Genomic DNA, 17,954 nt, shown 5'->3' with positions numbered 1-17,954 from the left:
ATCAATCAAGCGACAACACACTGCCTGACCAACTCCTTCTGGGCTTCGATGAACTGAAGCAACTCGCTGCCGAAAACTTCGTAACTCGTTGTTTACCAAGGAGTTTTCCGTTTCGACTGCGCCGGAAGTGGGGCGAATTATAGACTTCCAGAATCTGCCGTCAACCCCTTATTTCAGCCTTATTCGGATTTAAGCGAAATCCGCGCAAATGCCTTCTTCCCGGCCTGGCAAACATGGGTAGCACCCAGTACATATATAAAGGTGCGATCGACAACCTCACCATCTATACGAACACCGCCAGAATTCAGGAGATCACGCGCCATCGCCGAGTTCTTCACGAGGCCGGCTTTATTAAGGACAGCCGCGATCGGCATATCTTCGGTAGCAGTCAATTCGATTTCCGGCAGATCGTCCGGAAGCTCCCCGTCCTTCATACGGTTACCCGCCGCACGGTGAGCATTGGCTGCAGCCTCCTCGCCATGGAAGCGTGCAACGATCTCTTCGGCCAGCTTGATCTTGATGTCACGCGGATTGGCACCCGCCTCGACATCAGCACGGAATGCATTGATCTCGTCCATAGAGCGGAAGCTGAGCAATTCGAAGTAACGCCACATCAGCGCATCCGGAATGGAAACCAGCTTGCCGTACATCACACCCGGCGCTTCCTGAATACCGACGTAGTTGCCCAACGATTTGGACATCTTCTTTACGCCATCCAGGCCTTCGAGCAACGGCATGGTCAGAATGCACTGAGCTTCCTGACCATAAGCACGTTGCAGCTCACGCCCCATCAGCAGGTTGAACTTCTGGTCGGTGCCGCCCAGCTCGACGTCCGCGCGCAAGGCGACCGAGTCGTAACCCTGAACCAGCGGATAAAGGAACTCATGAATGGCAATGGGTTGATTGGTCGTATAGCGCTTATCGAAGTCGTCACGCTCGAGCATGCGCGCAACGGTGTACTGCGATGTCAGGCGAATGAAGTCGGCCGGCCCCATCTGGTCCATCCAGGTGGAGTTGAACGCCACTTCGGTTTTCGCCGGATCAAGAATCTTGAAGACTTGAGTCTTGTAGGTCTCGGCATTCTCGAGAACCTGCTCACGGGTAAGTGGTGGACGCGTTGCGCTCTTGCCGCTTGGATCACCGATCATCCCGGTGAAGTCACCTATAAGGAAGATCACCTGATGCCCCAGCTCCTGGAACTGACGCAGCTTATTAATAAGCACAGTGTGACCCAGGTGCAAATCCGGCGCGGTCGGATCGAAGCCTGCCTTAATACGCAGCGGCTGGCCACGCTTGAGCTTTTCGATCAGCTCGGACTCGACCAACAGTTCTTCCGCACCACGTTTGATCAGCGCTAGCTGCTCTTCAACCGACTTCATAACAGACCCGCAAGGCTCGAATTCAAAGGGAACCAACCATACAAGATCGCGCGTCAAATACAAAGTTTGGCCGGCGCAATGACGCCAATCCGCTGGCAGAGTGACCACGGACTTGCTTCAGAGATGATTTGGTTATATTTTATACAGTTATTTCATCTTCATCATGTCATTCATCTTTTCCAATTCATCTTTTTCAAAGTCAAAATTACCTATGACCAAAGAATCGTCTAAAGCGCCACCGCTTTACCCGAAGACCCACCTGCTCGCAGCAAGTGGCATCGCCGCCCTTCTGAGCCTGGCGCTTCTGGTATTTCCTTCCAGTGATGTAGAAGCCAAAAAGACGACTCTGAGTCTTGAACTGGAAAGCCCTGCTGAACAACTGACACAAGATCAAGACGCCGCCGAAGCGGCCCAAGCCACAAATGAGTCCGCAACGTCCCCTTTCGCGCAAATCGAAAACAGCGCCGAAGACACCCCGGAAACCGCTCAGGCCGCACCTGTGCCAGTGGTCGAGGAAAAGAAGGCACCCAACCACAGGGAAGTGATCGTCGCCAAAGGCGATACGCTTTCTACGCTGTTCGAAAAAGTCGGACTTCCAGCTGCGTCGGTGCATGAAGTACTGGCCAGCGACAAGCAAGCCAAGCAGTTCAGCCAGCTGAAACATGGCCAGAAACTCGAATTCGAATTGAGCCCTGAAGGCCAGCTGACCAACCTGCACAGCAAGGTCAGTGACCTCGAAAGCATCACGCTGACCAAGAATGACAAGGGTTACGTATTCAACAGAATCACCGCCAAGCCTACCGTGCGCTCAGCCTACGTTCATGGTGTGATCAACAGCTCGCTGTCACAATCTGCCGCTCGCGCCGGCCTGTCGCACAGCCTGACCATGGACATGGCCAGCGTGTTTGGCTATGACGTCGACTTCGCCCAGGATATTCGCCAGGGTGACGAGTTCGACGTGATCTACGAACAAAAGGTTGTCAACGGCAAGGCCGTCGGTAACGGGCCGATCCTCTCAGCGCGCTTCACCAACCGCGGCAAGACCTACACCGCCGTGCGCTACACCAACAAACAAGGCAACAGCAGCTACTACACTGCTGACGGCAACAGCATGCGCAAAGCGTTTATTCGTACACCGGTAGATTTCGCTCGCATCAGTTCCAAGTTTTCCATGGGTCGCAAGCACCCGATCCTGAACAAGATCCGCGCCCACAAAGGTGTCGACTACGCAGCTCCTCGCGGTACGCCAATCAAGGCTGCCGGCGACGGCAAAGTGTTGTTGGCCGGTCGCCGCGGCGGCTACGGCAACACCGTGATCATTCAGCACGGCAACACCTATCGCACACTGTATGGCCACATGCAGGGATTTGCCAAAGGCGTCCGGACCGGTAGTTCTGTAAAGCAGGGCCAAGTGATTGGATACATCGGTACTACCGGTCTGTCTACTGGCCCTCATTTGCACTACGAGTTCCAGGTCAATGGTGTGCACGTTGATCCGCTGGGTCAAAAGGTGGCGATGGCCGATCCGATTTCCAAAGCGGAACGCGCTCGCTTCCTCGCGCAGAGTCAGCCGCTGATGGCGCGCATGGACCAAGAGAAGTCCACCCAACTGGCTTCGAGCAAGCGCTAAGCCATGACGCTCTATATAGGTGTGATGTCCGGGACCAGCCTCGATGGCCTGGATATCGCGCTGGTCGAGATAGCGCCAGCGATCAAGCTGATCGCCACGCACTACATTCCCATGCCTGACTCCCTGCGCAGCGAGCTGCTTGGCTTGTGCGCCAGTGGCCCGGACGAAATTGCCCGCTCAGCCATTGCCCAGCAGAATTGGGTAAAGCTGGCGGCGCAGGGCATTCATACCCTTCTTGATGAACAGAACCTGAAACCCGAAGACATTCGCGCGATTGGCAGCCACGGCCAGACCATTCGCCACGAACCGTCGCGCGGCTTCACGGTGCAAATCGGCAACCCCGCCCTGCTGACAGAATTGACCGGTATCACGGTAGTCAGCGACTTCCGCAGCCGCGATGTGGCGGCCGGCGGTCAAGGCGCCCCGCTGGTTCCGGCCTTCCACGAAGCCTTGTTTGAAGAACAGGCCGGCAACCGCGCGGTATTGAATGTTGGCGGTTTCAGCAACCTCAGCCTGATCGAGCCCGGCAAACCTGTGGCGGGCTTCGACTGCGGCCCGGGGAATGTGTTGCTGGACGCCTGGATTCATCAGCAACGTGGCGAAAACTTTGATCGCAACGGCCAATGGGCCGCCAGCGGCAAGATCGAACCTGTTCTGCTGAAAGCGCTGCTTGACGATCCGTTCTTCCTGACCAAAGGCCCGAAAAGCACGGGTCGTGAAGTGTTCAACCTGCCTTGGCTGACACAGCATTTATCAACGCTGCCGCCCTTCGCCGCCGAAGACGTGCAAGCAACGCTGCTTGAACTGACCGCACTGACCATTACCGAATCGCTGCAAAGCGCTCAATCGGATACCCGGGAGTTGCTGGTTTGTGGCGGCGGCGCACACAACGCCACATTGATGAAGCGGCTGGCCAGCCTGCTGCCTGACGCGACAGTCAGCAGCACAGCCACTCACGGCGTTGACCCCGACTGGGTAGAGGCCATGGCCTTCGCCTGGCTGGCCCACTGCTGCCTCGAAGGCATCGCCGCCAACCGCCCAAGCGTCACCGGTGCCCGCGGCCTGCGCATACTCGGCGCCATCTACCCCGCCTGAAGCAGAACCCCGGACAGCAAAACGCCGCATGACCCTGAGGTCATGCGGCGTTTGTTCATGCGGTGAAGCGCGATCAGATCGAGAACGAAGAGCCGCAGCCACACGTGGTGGTGGCGTTCGGGTTCTTGATGACGAAACGCGAACCTTCCAGACCTTCCTGGTAATCCACCTCGGCGCCTGCCAGGTACTGGAAGCTCATCGGATCGACGACCAGACTCACACCCTCGCGCTCGACGATGGTGTCGTCATCGGCCACTTCTTCATCGAAGGTAAAGCCGTACTGAAAACCTGAACAACCGCCGCCCGTAACAAATACGCGCAGCTTCAAGCGATCATTCCCCTCTTCATCGACCAGGCTCTTCACCTTGTGCGCGGCACCGTGGGTGAATTGCAAAGCCGTGGGGGTGAAGGATTCGACGCTCATGCTAACTATCTCCCGGCGTTACGCCGCCATAATGCGTGATGACGCGCATTATCCGCTTCTCCTAGAAAATTGGTCAACTATTGTTACGGTATATCAATAAACCCGATTGCCGGCAGGAAATGCAAAAAGGCCCGTTCGACGGGCCTTTTTACTGAGCGGGATAAACCTTACGGCAACATGCCGGCGTGGGACAGGCCCAGACGCTCATCCAGTCCAAACAGGATGTTCAGGTTCTGCACTGCCTGACCCGACGCGCCTTTGACCAGGTTATCGATTACCGACAACACCACCACCAGATCACCGTCCTGCGGACGATGCACGGCGATACGGCAAACGTTGGCACCGCGTACGCTGCGGGTTTCCGGATGGCTGCCTACCGGCATCACATCAACGAACGGCTCGTTGGCATAACGCTTTTCAAACAGCGCCTGCAGATCCACCGAGCGATCCACGACCGTCGCATAGAGTGTCGAGTGGATGCCGCGAATCATCGGGGTCAGGTGCGGAACGAAAGTCAGCCCGACGTCCTTGCCTGCTGCGCGACGCAGACCCTGGCGAATTTCCGGCAAGTGACGGTGACCTTTGACGGCGTAGGCCTTCATGCTTTCCGATGTCTCGGAGTACAGCGAACCTACGGAAGCGCCACGACCGGCACCGCTGACGCCGGATTTGCAGTCAGCGATCAAGCGAGTGGTATCGGCCAGGCCGGCTTCGAGCAATGGCAGGAAGCCCAGTTGCGTAGCGGTCGGGTAGCAACCTGGCACGGCGATCAGGCGCGCCTGTTTGATTTGCTCGCGATTGACTTCCGGCAAGCCGTAGACCGCTTCTTCCAGCAGCTGCGGCGCACCGTGCGGCTGGCCGTACCACTTGGCCCATTCGTCAGCGTCTTGCAGACGGAAGTCTGCCGACAGGTCGATGACCTTGGTCCCGGCCGCCAGCAGTTCACCGGCCAGCGCATGGGCGACACCGTGAGGCGTGGCGAAGAACACCACGTCGCAGGCGCCCAGGGTCTTGATGTCCGGAACGCTGAACGCCAGGCCATCGTAATGACCGCGCAGGTTCGGGTACATGTCAGCCACGGCCAGACCGGCCTCGGATCGGGAAGTGATCACCACCACTTCTGCCTGCGGATGCTGCGCCAACAGACGCAGCAGTTCGACACCGGTGTAACCCGTGCCGCCGACGATACCGACCTTGACCATAAACCTGCCCTCAACGAACCCACTGGAAAGCCGTCGATAATAGGGCCCGTATCGTCCTGCGACAACCGGCAAGGTGACGTGCGGACGCTCTACCCTCTACTATCTTCGCTACCGTGAACCTGGGAATAACTAAAAATGCTTTATCTGTGGCTCAAAGCGCTTCACATCATCAGCATGGTCTGCTGGTTTGCCGGCCTGTTTTACTTGCCGCGCCTGTTCGTCTATCACGCCCAAAGCGAAGACGCTGTCAGCAAAGAACGCTTCAGCCTGATGGAGCGCAAGCTGTACCGCGGCATCATGGGCCCGGCGATGATCGCCACGCTGATTTTCGGTATTGCACTGATTGCGCTGAACCCAAGCATATTCAGTCAAGGCGCCTGGATTCACGCCAAATTGACGCTGGTGGTCATCCTGATCGGCTACCACCACATGTGCGGCGCGCAGGTGAAACGTTTTGCCCGTGGCGAGAACACCCGCAGCCATGTCTTTTATCGCTGGTTCAATGAAGTGCCGGTTCTGATATTGCTGGCTATCGTAATTCTGGTCGTCGTTCGGCCGTTCTAACTTCAATCGGCAACACTCACCGGGGTACTTCCAATGTCGCTGCCCGCTTTGCTCGAACAACGTTTGCGCCTGCCCGTCGTGGCAGCGCCGATGTTCCTGATTTCCAATCCACAATTGGTACTCGCCTGCTGCCGTAATGGCGTAGTGGGCAGCTTTCCCGCGCTGAACCAGCGCGAGAGCAGCGGTTTCAAAGCCTGGCTGGAAGAAATCGAGGCTGGCCTGGCGACACTGGACAACCCCGCGCCCTATGCCGTGAACCTGATCGTCCACAACAGTAATCCACGGCTGCAGGCGGACCTGGACATCTGCATCGAGCACAAGGTGCCGATCGTGATCACCAGCCTCGGCGCCGTGAAAGAACTGGTCGATGCCGTCCACAGTTATGGAGGCCTGGTCTTCCATGACGTAACGACCCGACGCCACGCAGAGAAAGCCGCCGAAGCGGGCGTTGATGGCTTGATTGCCGTGGCCGCGGGCGCCGGCGGACACGCGGGAACCTGGAGCCCGTTTTCGCTGATTGCCGAAATCCGCCAGTTCTTCGACAAGACCCTGCTGCTGGCCGGCTGCCTCAATCATGGCCACGAGATACTCGCGGCACAATTGCTCGGTGCGGATCTGGCCTACTTCGGTACACGATTTATCGGCACCGCTGAAAGTCATGCGCCTGACGCCTACAAAGAGATGCTGCTGAACGCCAGAGCGGCAGACATCATCCATACACCGGCCGTGTCGGGCGTACCGGCGAGCTTTATGCGTCAGAGCCTGGAAGCGGCCGGTTTCGACATGGCGGCGCTGCAAAACAAGGGCGAGGTCAATTTCGGCTCCAAGCTCAAGCCATTGAGCGATGAAGCCAAGGCTTGGAAAACCGTGTGGTCCGCCGGCCAGGGCGTCGGAGAAATCGATGATTTGCCGAGCGTGGATCAATTGGTCGCCCGGCTGGACGCTGAATACCGCAAGGCGCTGGAACTGGCGGCACAACTGCCGAAACGCTGGCCACGCTGACAGGAAAATTTGGCCAGCCATCCTCGGCTGGCCTTACACTCCGTGCTCGCAGCACCTTAACTATTCAAACACTCGCGACAAGGATGCCTCGCAATGAGCGACAACCGTTTCAAGATCGTATTCGACGGCGCTCTGCTGCCGGGCGTTGAAATCACCACCGCCAAACTCAATCTGGCGGCGTTGTACAAAAGCGAAGTGGCGGCCATCGAACGGCTGTTCACCGGGCAGACCGTAACGCTCAAGCAAAACCTGTCGCAGACAGAGGCGCAAACCTACCTTCAGGCGCTGACGAAAACCGGCATCGATGCCCGTATCGAAGCCGAACCCTCGATTGAACTGAACCTGGACGATGTTCAACACCACGCCGCCGTAAGCAGCCAACCAGTATTCGCAGACCCCGAGTCTCCCTACGCACCGCCGCGGGCCACCGTTGGTGAAAGCTTGCCGCAGTTCGCCACGCTCAAGCCATTCAGCGTCGAAGGACGCATCGGCCGTTTGCGTTATCTGGCCTGGACCATGGTCCTGACGCTGGTCATGCTCGGTATCGGGTCGGTCGTGGCGATTTTCGCCATCGCCCTGATCAGCAGCGATTCCACCGCAGGCCTGATTGTCGGAGGCCTGGTGGCATTTTTCCTGTGCATCGCCATCGCAGTCGTCAGCATTCAGATCAGCGTTCAACGGCTACACGATATTGGTTGGTCCGGCTGGCTCTGGTTGCTGAATCTCGTGCCATTCGTGGGCAGTTTCTTTCCGTTCGTGATCATGTGCGTGCCAGGCACCAACATCGCCAATCGCTACGGCCCTCCACCACCGCCGAACACCACGGCAGTCAAAGTGCTGTCTTCGCTGTGGGTCGTGGTCATTGCCCTCGGCTTTGTTGGTCTGTTGGCGGGTGGCTTCAGTGCAATCCAGCAAGAATACGAAAACGCGGCCGAAACCAGCTATGACAGCGGCTCGGTAACCACCGACGAAGTGGAAGCCGAGCCCGCCGAAGAGGCGGAACAAGTACCGGATTCCACAGACGATGAAGCCGAAGAAGCCCCGGCCACTGTAGACTCTGCGAAAGAATGAACAGCGCTCCCCGCCCGTGACACCTGCGTCGCCGGCGCGGAGCCGTTGCGATGGAGAACTGCATGACCCGTTACGCTCTGATCACTGGCGCTTCCAGCGGCATCGGCCTGGCGATGGCCGAAGCGCTGGCCCGCCGTGGCCGCAGCCTGATTCTGGTGGCCCGACAACGTGATCAGCTGGAAAGTATTGCAATTGAACTGACCCAACGTTTTGGCGTGGAGGTGTTATTCCGCGCCTGCGACCTCGGCGAGCCACTGCGCCTGTCCGGGTTTCTGCTGGAACTGGAAGAAGGTGACCGGCAGATCGACCTGCTGGTGAACTGCGCCGGCATCGGCACCTGCGGCCCTTTCCTGGCGCAGGACTGGATGACCGAGCAAGACCTGATCGAAGTGAACATCCTGGCCCTGACCCGCCTGTGTCATGCCATCGGTAACAGCATGGCGTTGCAGGGTGGCGGACAGATCCTGAATGTCGCTTCGGTCGCGGCCTTCCATCCCGGCCCCTGGATGAGCACTTACTACGCCAGCAAAGCCTATGTGCTGCACTTCTCCGAAGGGTTGCGCGTCGAGCTGAAGAAATGCGCGGTCAAGGTTTCCGTACTCTGCCCCGGTCCGACCCGCACCGCGTTTTTCCGCACCGCGCAGTTGGACAGCGACAAACTGGTCCGAAGCAAACTGTTGATGAGCCCCGAGGAAGTCGCGCTGTATACGGTGCGGGCTCTGGAAAAGAATCGCGCCATCATTATTCCGGGCCGGCTGAACCGCTGGCTCGCTTTCCTGCCACGGCTTGGCTCACGCTGGTTGATCAGGACCCTCACAGGCATGGTCAACAAGGCCTATTGCCCGCGCTGATCAAGCTTCAAGGCAAAAGGCTGGGCGCGGGGATCACCCATGAGTACACTCAGGCCAGACCAAATAACGGAGAAAACAGCTGTGGATACTCTGTTCACCAAGATCATCAACCGGGAAATCCCGGCGAAGATCATTTACGAGGACGACCAGGTACTGGCCTTCCACGACATCGCCCCACAGGCACCGGTGCATTTTCTGGTGATCCCGAAGAAACCGGTGCGCACCCTCAACGACCTCACCGAGGACGACAAGGCATTGGCCGGGCATATCCTGTTCACTGCCCAGCGCCTGGCAAAGGAACTGGGTTGCGAGAAAGGTTTTCGCGTTGTCATGAACTGCAATGAAGAAGGCGGACAGACTGTTTACCACATTCATATGCACGTACTGGGTCAACGCCAGATGCATTGGCCGCCGGGTTGATTGCAGCTCTGCGGGTGTTTGTGGTGAGGGAGCTTTTGCTCCCGCGGGGCTGCGTAGCGGCCCTGAAACCTGAGCCCCCGACTTATCAGCAAAAACAAATCAGCCTTCATTGCGACTGCTTCGCAGTCGGACAGGAGCAAGTTCTCTCGCCACAGAAACCTGTCCCGCCACGCCCTTCATCCCGGCCCATGACCCAGCGCAAACCTTCCCTGGCCGATTGGGGTAAACTGGCCGCCGAGATTCTTCCCGGAGGTCAGCATGACTACCCAACGTCACTACTCGCCGATTGACCGTCTTCTGCTGCAAGCCGATGCTGCGATGCGTACCCTGCTGCCCTTCAGTGGCCAGCCGTACCGTCCGTCTCCCGCGATCGTGCAGCCGGAAACGCAAATGAGCGACGAAGACACCCGGCACGTTGCCGGTTTGATGCGTATCAACCACACCGGCGAAGTCTGCGCCCAGGCGCTGTATCAGGGTCAGGCCCTGACCGCCAAGTTGCCGCAGGTGCGCGCGGCCATGGAACATGCCGCTGAAGAAGAAATTGACCACCTGGTCTGGTGCGAGCAACGCATCAAGCAGTTGGGCAGCCACACCAGCATTCTCAATCCGCTGTTCTATGGCATGTCATTCGGGATTGGTGCGGTAGCCGGGTTGATCAGCGACAAGGTCAGCCTGGGGTTCGTTGCGGCAACGGAGCATCAGGTGTGCAAGCATTTGAATGAACATCTTGAGCAGTTGCCGGCCGAGGACGAAAAGTCCCGGGCGATACTTGAGCAAATGCGGATTGATGAAGAGCACCATGCCGAAAGTGCGTTGGAGGCTGGGGGCTTTCGTTTTCCGGCGCCGGTGAAGTTCGGGATGAGCTTGATGGCCAAGGTGATGACCAAGAGTACTTATCGGATCTGATTTCAGATTTTTTGTAGGCGCAAGCTTGCTGCTCCTACAGGGGCAAGACACAAAAAAGGCGACTGCCGTGAGGTAGTCGCCTTTTTTTGTGTTCAAAGTCTTAGGTCGGCATGTTGCGCGCGTAGAAGATTTCGAGCATTTCGTGTTTCACACGGTCGGTCACTTGAGCACGCTGCTCAGGGGACAGGCTGTTGGTCGCATCACCGAACAGGTAGTTATCCAGTTCGAAGTTCTTCAACAGCATTTTGGTGTGGAACAGGTTTTCCTGGTACACGTTCACGTCGGTCATCTGGTACGCGTCGCGGGTGTCGTCGGAGAGGTAGTTCTGAATCGAGTTGATCTCGTGATCGATGAAGTGCTTGTTGCCTTCGACGTCACGGGTGAAACCGCGCACACGATAATCCACGGTCACAATGTCCGAATCGAACTGGTGAATCAGGAAGTTGAGCGCTTTGAGCGGTGAAATGACGCCACAGGTCGACACGTCAATGTCCACACGGAAGGTCGCAATGCCGTCGTCCGGATGGATTTCCGGGTAGGTGTGCACCGTGATGTGGCTCTTGTCGAGGTGGGCCAGGATAATCTCGGGCAACGGGCCCGGGGATTCTTCGATCTGGCTGTCGGTCGGGGTCACCGGCTCTTCAGAGATCAGAATCGTGACGCTGGCGCCTTGCGGATCGTAGTCCTGACTGGCGATGTTCAGGATGTTGGCACCAATGATATCGACAACTTCCGTGAGGATCTGCGTCAGGCGTTTCGCGTTGTACTCTTCATTGATGTACTCGACGTAAGCCTGCTGGTCTTGCGGGGTTTCCGCGTAGCAGATGTCATAGATGTTGAAGCTCAAGGTCTTTGTCAGGTTATTGAACCCGTGGAGCTTGAGTTTGCTTTTCACCGTTAAAAACTCTCTATGTATTGCGGCCCGGGCCGCGTGATCAAGCATGCCCGTCAGATGCGAACGACGCACCTGCGTAGGACGGTTAACACCTCTTCGCGATGGCGATTTTGGTTGTCTGTTCGGGCGAGCGGCCGGTCGGCTGACGGACCACTACCCTGAAAAAAGTGGCGCATTATGCAGACGTCAGCTTGGGATCGCCAGAGTCTGCACTGCTTTTATGATAGTTGAATGTCGATTCAACCGAGTTCGATGATTTCGTAGTCGTGGGTAATCGCAACACCGGCCGCGCCGAGCATGATCGACGCCGAGCAATACTTCTCGGCAGACAACTCGATGGCGCGTTTGACCTGGGCTTCTTTCAGCCCGCGGCCCTTGACCACGAAGTGCATGTGGATCTTGGTGAAGACCTTCGGGTCCTCGGTCGCACGCTCGGCTTCGAGGAAGGCTTCGCAGCTTTCGACGGCCTGACGGGACTTCTTGAGAATGCTGACCACATCGAAATTGCTGCAACCGCCGACACCCAGCAGGAGCATTTCCATCGGCCGGACACCCAGGTTACGACCACCGGCATCGGGCGGACCGTCCATGACCACGACATGACCGCTGCCGGATTCGCCGAGGAACATGGCTTCGCCAGCCCATTGGATGCGTGCCTTCATCACCAAGACTCCACTGTCTAAAAAAGGGTCGCCAGCTTAGCACAGGGCCTTGGATTGACAGCGTTCGCCGTCCTAAGACATAACCACCGGCTTTGTAGGTAAATTCTCGAATATTGCAGGAAGTGTCTGGTAAGCTGGCGCCAATTCGCTGGCGCATAGCCAGCTTCGCTCCGACGTCAGTGCCTCATAAAAAAACCAAACACACCGTGCAGTCTTTTCGGGATACAACCATGGTTGCTATTGCCCCTACACCCAAAATCAAGAACGTCGACAAGCTGTTGATGCATTGCCAGCGCCGTCGTTATGCGGCCAAGAGCAACATCATTTGCGCCGGTGATCGCTCGGAGACGCTGTTCTTCATCATCAAAGGCTCGGTCACCATTCTGATCGAGGATGACGACGGCCGTGAAATGATCATCGCCTACCTGAACGCCGGGGACTTTTTCGGGGAGCTGGGTCTGTTTGAACAGGCCGGCCTGGAACAGGAGCGCAGCGCCTGGGTGCGCGCCAAGATCGAGTGCGAAGTCGCGGAAATCAGCTACGCGAAATTTCGCGAGTTGTCCCAGCAGGATCCAGACATTCTTTACGTACTCAGCGGACAAATCGCACAGCGCCTGCGCAACACCACACGCAAAGTCGGCGACCTCGCATTTTTCGACGTGACTGGCCGCGTTGCCCGTTGCCTGCTGGAATTGTGCAAACAGCCTGATGCGATGACCCACCCTGATGGCATGCAGATCAAGGTGACTCGTCAGGAAATCGGGCGGATTGTCGGGTGTTCCCGCGAGATGGTTGGCCGCGTGCTCAAGGACCTGGAAGAGCGCAACCTGGTCGACGTCAAAGGCAAGACCATGGTGGTCTTCGGTACGCGCTAAACCTTGAACATGTCTGCCAGCAACTGGCGATAGAGCGCATCGAGACGCTCCAATGCATCGGGCGCCGCAAACTTTTCATGCAAGGCGATGTGGCTCTCGGCACGAACCCGCTGTTCCAGACCGCACGCCTCGTTGAAGCGATTGACCGCCGCGACCATCGATTCGCGCTCGTTATCCAGCAACAAGGCGCCGTGCACCAACCCGACCGGTCGTGAACCACCCTTGCTCTGGCGCCAGCGCTGTGCGGTGCCGACCATCTTGCGTCCGTCGAGATTGACGTTGAAACGGCCATCGCAAAACGCGCCGTCCACTTCGCCCAACGACGAAACGCCGCCCAGTTCATCCAGCAACTGACAGATCGGGCCGCAGAGTCGGCGATAGGCGCTTTCGATACGATTCTGGTCGCCCTCCCTGCGTGGCGGCGCGTAGACCAGCGCGATGTTGATGGTTGATACCGATTGCGGCACTGGCTCGCCGCCGGTTTCGCGCAACAGTACTGGCCAGCCTGCAGCGGCAGATACCTCGCAGGCGGCTTCGAAGTTGGGCAGACGATTCAAGCGGCGTGGCATGACCAGCGCTTTGTCACTTGGCTGCCAGAACAGCAGACCGAATTCCGAGTCGCCGGTGCAGACTGAGGCCAATAGATCCTGTTCGGCCAGGAGACCAGCCTCGACAGTCAGTGAAGTCGGTTTGAACATGAACAACTCCTTAAGACATGAAGTCGTGGGGAATTGGAGCTCCCTTCGCGAGCAAGCCCGCTCTCACATTAGATCGGCGTTGTCTGTACCAGCGCGGTCTGATGTGGGGGGCGGGCTTGCTCGCGAAAGGGGCGCCGCGGCTTGTCTATCTGTACTCAGTCGAGTGTAGAACCACTCACCGCCGTACCACGCTCCGGGAAGAACAGACGCTGCAGCTCGGTGCCCGGGCTTTCGGCGCGCATGAACGCTTCGCCCACCAGGAACGCATACACGTCGCTGATTTCCATCAGTTCGACATCGGCCCGATTGAGGATGCCGCTCTCAGTGATCACCAAACGATCGCGCGGAATTCGCGGCAACAGGTCCAGGGTGGTTTCGAGGCTGACGTCGAAGGTGTGCAGGTTGCGGTTGTTCACGCCGACCAGCGGCGTGTCGAGGGTTTTCAAGGCCCGCTCCAGCTCGTCACCATCGTGGACTTCCACCAGCACATCGAGGCCGACGCTTTTCGCCACCGCCGCCAGCTCGGCCATCTTAACGTCGTCCAGCGCGGAAACGATCAACAGCACGCAGTCAGCGCCCAATGCACGGGCTTCGACGATCTGGTACGGATCGATCATGAAATCCTTGCGGATCACCGGCAGTTTGCACGCCGCCCGGGCCTGCTGCAGATACGCATCGGCGCCCTGGAAATAATCGATATCGGTGAGCACCGAGAGGCAGGTTGCGCCGCCCTTCTCGTAGCTTTTGGCGATGTCGGCAGGAACGAAGTTCTCGCGAATAACGCCTTTGCTTGGCGAAGCTTTCTTGATTTCAGCAATGACCGCCGGCTGTTTCAGCTTGGCCTGCGCGATCAATGCCTTGGCAAAACCACGGGGTGCATCGGCCGCCTTGGCCAGACTTTCCAGCTCCGCCAGACTCACGCGAGCGCTACGCTCGGCGACTTCCTGGACTTTGCGCGCCAGAATGTTTTCCAGAACCGTCGGTACACTCATCCCTCATTCTCCACTTTGAATACCGCGGTAAATGCACCCAACTCCTCAAGTTTTTCCCGGGCGAGGCCTGTGTGCAGCGCATCGTGCGCCAGGGCAACGCCTTCTTTCAAACTACTTGCCAGGTCAGCGGCGTATAGCGCGGCACCGGCATTGAGCACGATCATCTCGGCAGCCTTCTGACCGCTCTCGGTCTTGCGTTTGCCGAGGGCATCGCGAATCAGCTCGAGCGAAGCGGCCGGGCTTTCCACCGCCAGGCCGTGCAGGCTCTGACTCTTCATGCCCAAATCTTCGGGTTCGACCCAATACTCGGTGATCTGGTCATTCTTCAATTCCGCCACGTAGGTCGGCGCGGCCAGGCTGAACTCGTCCAGGCCATCCTTCGAGTGCACCACCAACACGTGCTTGCTGCCCAAACGCTGCAAGACTTCAGCCAACGGCCGGCACAGCGCCTGGCTGAACACGCCCACCACCTGATGTTTCACGCCGGCCGGATTCGTAAGCGGGCCAAGCATGTTGAACAGGGTACGCAAACCAAGATCCTTGCGCGGACCGGCGGCGTACTTCATGGCACTGTGATGAGTCTGGGCAAACATGAAGCCGATGCCGACGTTGTCGATGCAGCGCGCTACCTGAACCGGGGTCAGGTTCAGGTAGATGCCCGCTGCTTCCAGCAGATCGGCGCTGCCGCTTTTGCCCGACACCGCACGGTTACCGTGCTTGGCCACGGTGCAACCGGCCGCGGCCACCACGAAGGAAGACGCCGTCGAGACGTTGAAAATGTTGGCCCCGTCACCGCCGGTGCCGACCACATCGACGACGCCGTCGAGGGTCTTGAGGTCGACCTTGTCCGCCAGCTCGCGCATGACCGACACGGCGCCGACGATCTCGTCGATGCTTTCGCTCTTCATGCGCATGGCCATCATGAACGCGCCAATCTGCGCATCCGAACACTGCCCGGTCATGATTTCGCGCATCACATCGCGCATCTCTTCGGTGCTGAGGTCGAGGTGATCGACGATTCGGCTCAGGGCTGTCTTGATATTCATGGGAAGTCCTTAGCGCGTGCCGCCGGTTTGTTTGAGGAAGTTGGCGAACAGCTCGTGGCCCTGCTCAGTCAGGATAGACTCAGGGTGGAACTGCACACCTTCGATGTTCAACGTCTTGTGACGCAGGCCCATGATTTCGTCGACCGAGCCGTCTTCAAGCTGGGTCCAGGCGGTCAGTTCCAGACAATCCGGCAGGGTTTCGCGCTTGACGATCAACGAGTGATAGCGCGTAACCGTCAGCGGATGATTCAGGCCTTCGAACACACCTTTGTCTTCGTGGAAAACCGGGCTGGTCTTGCCGTGCATCACCTGACGGGCGCGGACTACGTCGCCACCAAACGCCTGGCCGATGGACTGATGGCCGAGGCACACACCCAGAATCGGCAATTTGCCGCCAAAATGCTTGATCACGTCAATCGAGACACCGGCTTCGGTCGGCGTGCAAGGACCCGGTGAAACCACGATCCGCTCAGGATTGAGGGCTTCGATTTCGGCGATGGTGAGTTCATCGTTGCGCACGACTTTGACCTCGGCCCCGAGCTCGCCCAGGTACTGCACAACGTTGTAAGTAAAAGAGTCGTAGTTATCGATCATCAGCAACATGGCTTGAGAACCTCTTGAATTCACTGACTATAAAGACTGCCTTCGAATGAGCGACCCGCAGCGTCCAGCGCTTTGTCAGGCAAAGCGGCATGGCATACGGGGCACGTTCATCGGTCAGCTTTCCGGGGTTTGTTCAGCCAGGGCGACTGCACGGAACATTGCACGGCGCTTGTTCAGGGTTTCTTCCCATTCCAGCGCCGGCACCGAGTCGGCAACGATGCCGCCACCGGCCTGCACGTGCAGTTCGCCGTTCTTGATCACCGCGGTGCGAATGGCAATCGCGGTGTCCATGTTGCCGTTCCAGGCGAAGTAACCGACCGCGCCGCCGTAGACGCCACGCTTGACCGGTTCCAGTTCGTCGATGATTTCCATCGCGCGAATCTTCGGCGCGCCGGACAAGGTGCCCGCCGGCAGGATTGCTCGCAATGCGTCCATCGCCGTCAGCCCGGCCTTCAGTTGGCCAGTGACGTTGGACACGATGTGCATCACGTTGGAATAACGCTCGATGACCATTTTTTCGGTGAGTTTCACAGAACCGATTTCCGAGACGCGACCGGTGTCGTTACGACCCAGGTCGATCAGCATCAAGTGCTCGGCAATTTCCTTGTCGTCGGACAGCAGGTCTTTTTCCAGTGCAAGATCGGCTTCTTCGTTGGCCCCGCGCGGACGCGTGCCGGCGATCGGGCGCACGGTGATCAGGTTGTCCTCGACCCGCACCAGCACTTCCGGCGAACTGCCGACGACGTGGAAGTCGCCGAAGTTGAAGAAGTACATGTAAGGCGTCGGGTTGAAGCAGCGCAGCGCCCGGTACAAATCAATCGGCGCAGCCTTGAAGTCGATCGACATGCGCTGGGACGGCACGACCTGCATGCAGTCACCGGCCAGGATGTATTCCTTGATGGTGTCGACGGCTTTTTCGTAATCGTCCTGGGTGAAACTGGAGCGGAACACTGGATCAGCCGATTGCTGCTTGCTGAAATCCAGGCCGCGGCGTGGGGTGATCGGCTGGCGGAGTTTTTCCAGCAGCTCTTCCAGGCGCGCCTGACCTTGCTCGAAGGCATCGTCCTGCGACGGGTCGGCCAGGACAATCGCGTGCATCTTGCCGGCGAGGTTGTCGAACACCACCACCGCATCGGACACCATCAGCAGAATGTCCGGTACGCCCAGCGGATCCGGGTTCGGGCACTTGCCCAGACGCTTCTCCACATAGCGCACGCAGTCGTAGCCGAAGTAACCCACCAGGCCACCGTTGAAGCGCGGCAGGCCGGGGATGGTCGGTACGTTGTAGCGGGCCTTGAACTCTTCAACGAAGGCCAGCGGATCTTCCGCCTCATGGCTTTCGATCTCGACGCCATCATGGGTCACGCTGACGTGATGATCATGAACCCGCAGCACGGTGCGGCACGGCAGGCCGATGATCGAGTAACGGCCCCATTTCTCCCCGCCCTGCACCGATTCGAGCAGGTAGGAATTGGGTTCGTCAGCCAGTTTCAGGTAGATCGACAGCGGCGTGTCGAAGTCGGCCAGGGTTTCGCAGGCAAGCGGGATGCGGTTATAGCCAGCAGCGGCCAAACGCAGGAATTCTTCGCGGATCATGGGGTAGCCTCGTGGCTTGAGGTGCTAACAGTCAGGTATGCAA

The 17,954-nt window shown here is 58.3% G+C and carries 19 protein-coding genes; 9 read left to right on the top strand and 10 right to left on the bottom strand.

Annotated elements, in window-relative coordinates; genetic code table 11:
- Positions 1 to 179: 179 nt before the first annotated feature.
- Entirely contained in the window at positions 180 to 1,379 is a 1,200-nt protein-coding gene (gene tyrS, locus ACM6I5_RS13390; RefSeq protein WP_414884048.1) for a tyrosine--tRNA ligase, read from the bottom strand.
- A 211-nt stretch (positions 1,380 to 1,590) separates the two neighbouring features.
- Between tyrS and ACM6I5_RS13385 the strand changes: the two genes are divergently transcribed.
- Positions 1,591 to 3,009 (top strand): peptidoglycan DD-metalloendopeptidase family protein, encoded by a 1,419-nt coding sequence (locus ACM6I5_RS13385; protein WP_414884045.1) that lies wholly within the window; start codon positions 1,591 to 1,593, stop codon positions 3,007 to 3,009.
- A 3-nt stretch (positions 3,010 to 3,012) separates the two neighbouring features.
- Entirely contained in the window at positions 3,013 to 4,104 is a 1,092-nt protein-coding gene (locus ACM6I5_RS13380; RefSeq protein ID WP_414884044.1) for an anhydro-N-acetylmuramic acid kinase, read from the top strand.
- Positions 4,105 to 4,177: 73 nt separating this feature from the next.
- Here ACM6I5_RS13380 and erpA read toward each other — a convergent pair whose 3' ends face one another.
- Both erpA and argC read right to left on the bottom strand, forming a co-directional pair.
- Entirely contained in the window at positions 4,178 to 4,528 is a 351-nt protein-coding gene (gene erpA, locus ACM6I5_RS13375) for an iron-sulfur cluster insertion protein ErpA (RefSeq protein ID WP_007906865.1), read from the bottom strand.
- A 167-nt stretch (positions 4,529 to 4,695) separates the two neighbouring features.
- Positions 4,696 to 5,730: an N-acetyl-gamma-glutamyl-phosphate reductase gene (gene argC / locus ACM6I5_RS13370; RefSeq protein WP_414884043.1), complete on the bottom strand. Its 1,035-nt coding sequence runs from the start codon at positions 5,728 to 5,730 to the stop codon at positions 4,696 to 4,698.
- A 135-nt stretch (positions 5,731 to 5,865) separates the two neighbouring features.
- Between argC and hemJ the strand changes: the two genes are divergently transcribed.
- From hemJ to coq7, 6 genes are all read left to right on the top strand, one after another.
- Positions 5,866 to 6,294, top strand: coding sequence for a protoporphyrinogen oxidase HemJ (gene hemJ / locus ACM6I5_RS13365; protein WP_017341087.1), 429 nt, complete (start codon positions 5,866 to 5,868; stop codon positions 6,292 to 6,294).
- 33 nt (positions 6,295 to 6,327) lie between these two features.
- The gene (locus ACM6I5_RS13360; protein ID WP_414879255.1) at positions 6,328 to 7,296 is read left to right on the top strand and encodes an NAD(P)H-dependent flavin oxidoreductase; all 969 of its coding nucleotides are present in this window, start codon (positions 6,328 to 6,330) and stop codon (positions 7,294 to 7,296) included.
- A 93-nt stretch (positions 7,297 to 7,389) separates the two neighbouring features.
- A complete protein-coding gene (locus ACM6I5_RS13355; RefSeq protein ID WP_414884042.1) occupies positions 7,390 to 8,367 on the top strand; it encodes a DUF805 domain-containing protein in 978 nt (325 codons plus the stop codon).
- Between the two features lie 62 nt (positions 8,368 to 8,429).
- Positions 8,430 to 9,218, top strand: coding sequence for an SDR family NAD(P)-dependent oxidoreductase (locus ACM6I5_RS13350; protein WP_017341090.1), 789 nt, complete (start codon positions 8,430 to 8,432; stop codon positions 9,216 to 9,218).
- A gap of 81 nt (positions 9,219 to 9,299) precedes the next feature.
- On the top strand, positions 9,300 to 9,638 hold the full coding sequence (locus ACM6I5_RS13345; RefSeq protein ID WP_017341091.1) for a histidine triad nucleotide-binding protein: 339 nt from the start codon (positions 9,300 to 9,302) through the stop codon (positions 9,636 to 9,638).
- A gap of 258 nt (positions 9,639 to 9,896) precedes the next feature.
- Positions 9,897 to 10,544, top strand: a complete 648-nt coding sequence (gene coq7, locus ACM6I5_RS13340; RefSeq protein WP_017341092.1) for a 2-polyprenyl-3-methyl-6-methoxy-1,4-benzoquinone monooxygenase — start codon at positions 9,897 to 9,899, stop codon at positions 10,542 to 10,544.
- A 100-nt stretch (positions 10,545 to 10,644) separates the two neighbouring features.
- Here coq7 and speD read toward each other — a convergent pair whose 3' ends face one another.
- Both speD and ACM6I5_RS13330 read right to left on the bottom strand, forming a co-directional pair.
- A complete protein-coding gene (gene speD, locus ACM6I5_RS13335; protein ID WP_017341093.1) occupies positions 10,645 to 11,439 on the bottom strand; it encodes an adenosylmethionine decarboxylase in 795 nt (264 codons plus the stop codon).
- Between the two features lie 239 nt (positions 11,440 to 11,678).
- Entirely contained in the window at positions 11,679 to 12,101 is a 423-nt protein-coding gene (locus ACM6I5_RS13330) for an OsmC family protein (protein ID WP_007941657.1), read from the bottom strand.
- A gap of 230 nt (positions 12,102 to 12,331) precedes the next feature.
- Here ACM6I5_RS13330 and crp point away from each other — a divergent pair, with 230 nt between their 5' ends.
- Positions 12,332 to 12,976 carry a cAMP-activated global transcriptional regulator CRP gene (crp, locus tag ACM6I5_RS13325; RefSeq protein WP_017341094.1) on the top strand — a complete coding sequence of 215 codons (645 nt, stop codon included), beginning with the start codon at positions 12,332 to 12,334 and terminating at the stop codon, positions 12,974 to 12,976.
- Here the strand turns inward: crp and ACM6I5_RS13320 are convergent.
- The 5 genes from ACM6I5_RS13320 to trpE all read right to left on the bottom strand — a co-directional run bounded on the left by ACM6I5_RS13320 (position 12,973) and on the right by trpE (position 17,911).
- Positions 12,973 to 13,674 carry a biotin/lipoate A/B protein ligase family protein gene (locus ACM6I5_RS13320; RefSeq protein ID WP_414884041.1) on the bottom strand — a complete coding sequence of 234 codons (702 nt, stop codon included), beginning with the start codon at positions 13,672 to 13,674 and terminating at the stop codon, positions 12,973 to 12,975. The two genes, crp and ACM6I5_RS13320, sit on opposite strands and share 4 nt — an antisense overlap.
- 155 nt (positions 13,675 to 13,829) lie before the next feature.
- Complete coding sequence (gene trpC / locus ACM6I5_RS13315) at positions 13,830 to 14,666, bottom strand: indole-3-glycerol phosphate synthase TrpC (protein WP_017341096.1); 837 nt, start codon at positions 14,664 to 14,666, stop codon at positions 13,830 to 13,832.
- The gene (trpD, locus tag ACM6I5_RS13310) at positions 14,663 to 15,712 is read right to left on the bottom strand and encodes an anthranilate phosphoribosyltransferase (protein ID WP_017341097.1); all 1,050 of its coding nucleotides are present in this window, start codon (positions 15,710 to 15,712) and stop codon (positions 14,663 to 14,665) included. Before trpD ends, trpC begins: the two co-directional genes overlap by 4 nt.
- A 9-nt stretch (positions 15,713 to 15,721) precedes the next feature.
- Positions 15,722 to 16,315, bottom strand: coding sequence for an aminodeoxychorismate/anthranilate synthase component II (locus ACM6I5_RS13305; RefSeq protein WP_150634269.1), 594 nt, complete (start codon positions 16,313 to 16,315; stop codon positions 15,722 to 15,724).
- Between the two features lie 114 nt (positions 16,316 to 16,429).
- Positions 16,430 to 17,911 (bottom strand): anthranilate synthase component I, encoded by a 1,482-nt coding sequence (gene trpE, locus ACM6I5_RS13300; protein WP_414884040.1) that lies wholly within the window; start codon positions 17,909 to 17,911, stop codon positions 16,430 to 16,432.
- Positions 17,912 to 17,954 lie beyond the last annotated feature (43 nt).

The organism is Pseudomonas sp. IT-P171 (assembly GCF_949767765.1).
GTDB lineage: Bacteria > Pseudomonadota > Gammaproteobacteria > Pseudomonadales > Pseudomonadaceae > Aquipseudomonas > Aquipseudomonas fluorescens_B.
This window is presented reverse-complemented; position numbering and strand designations above follow the sequence as displayed.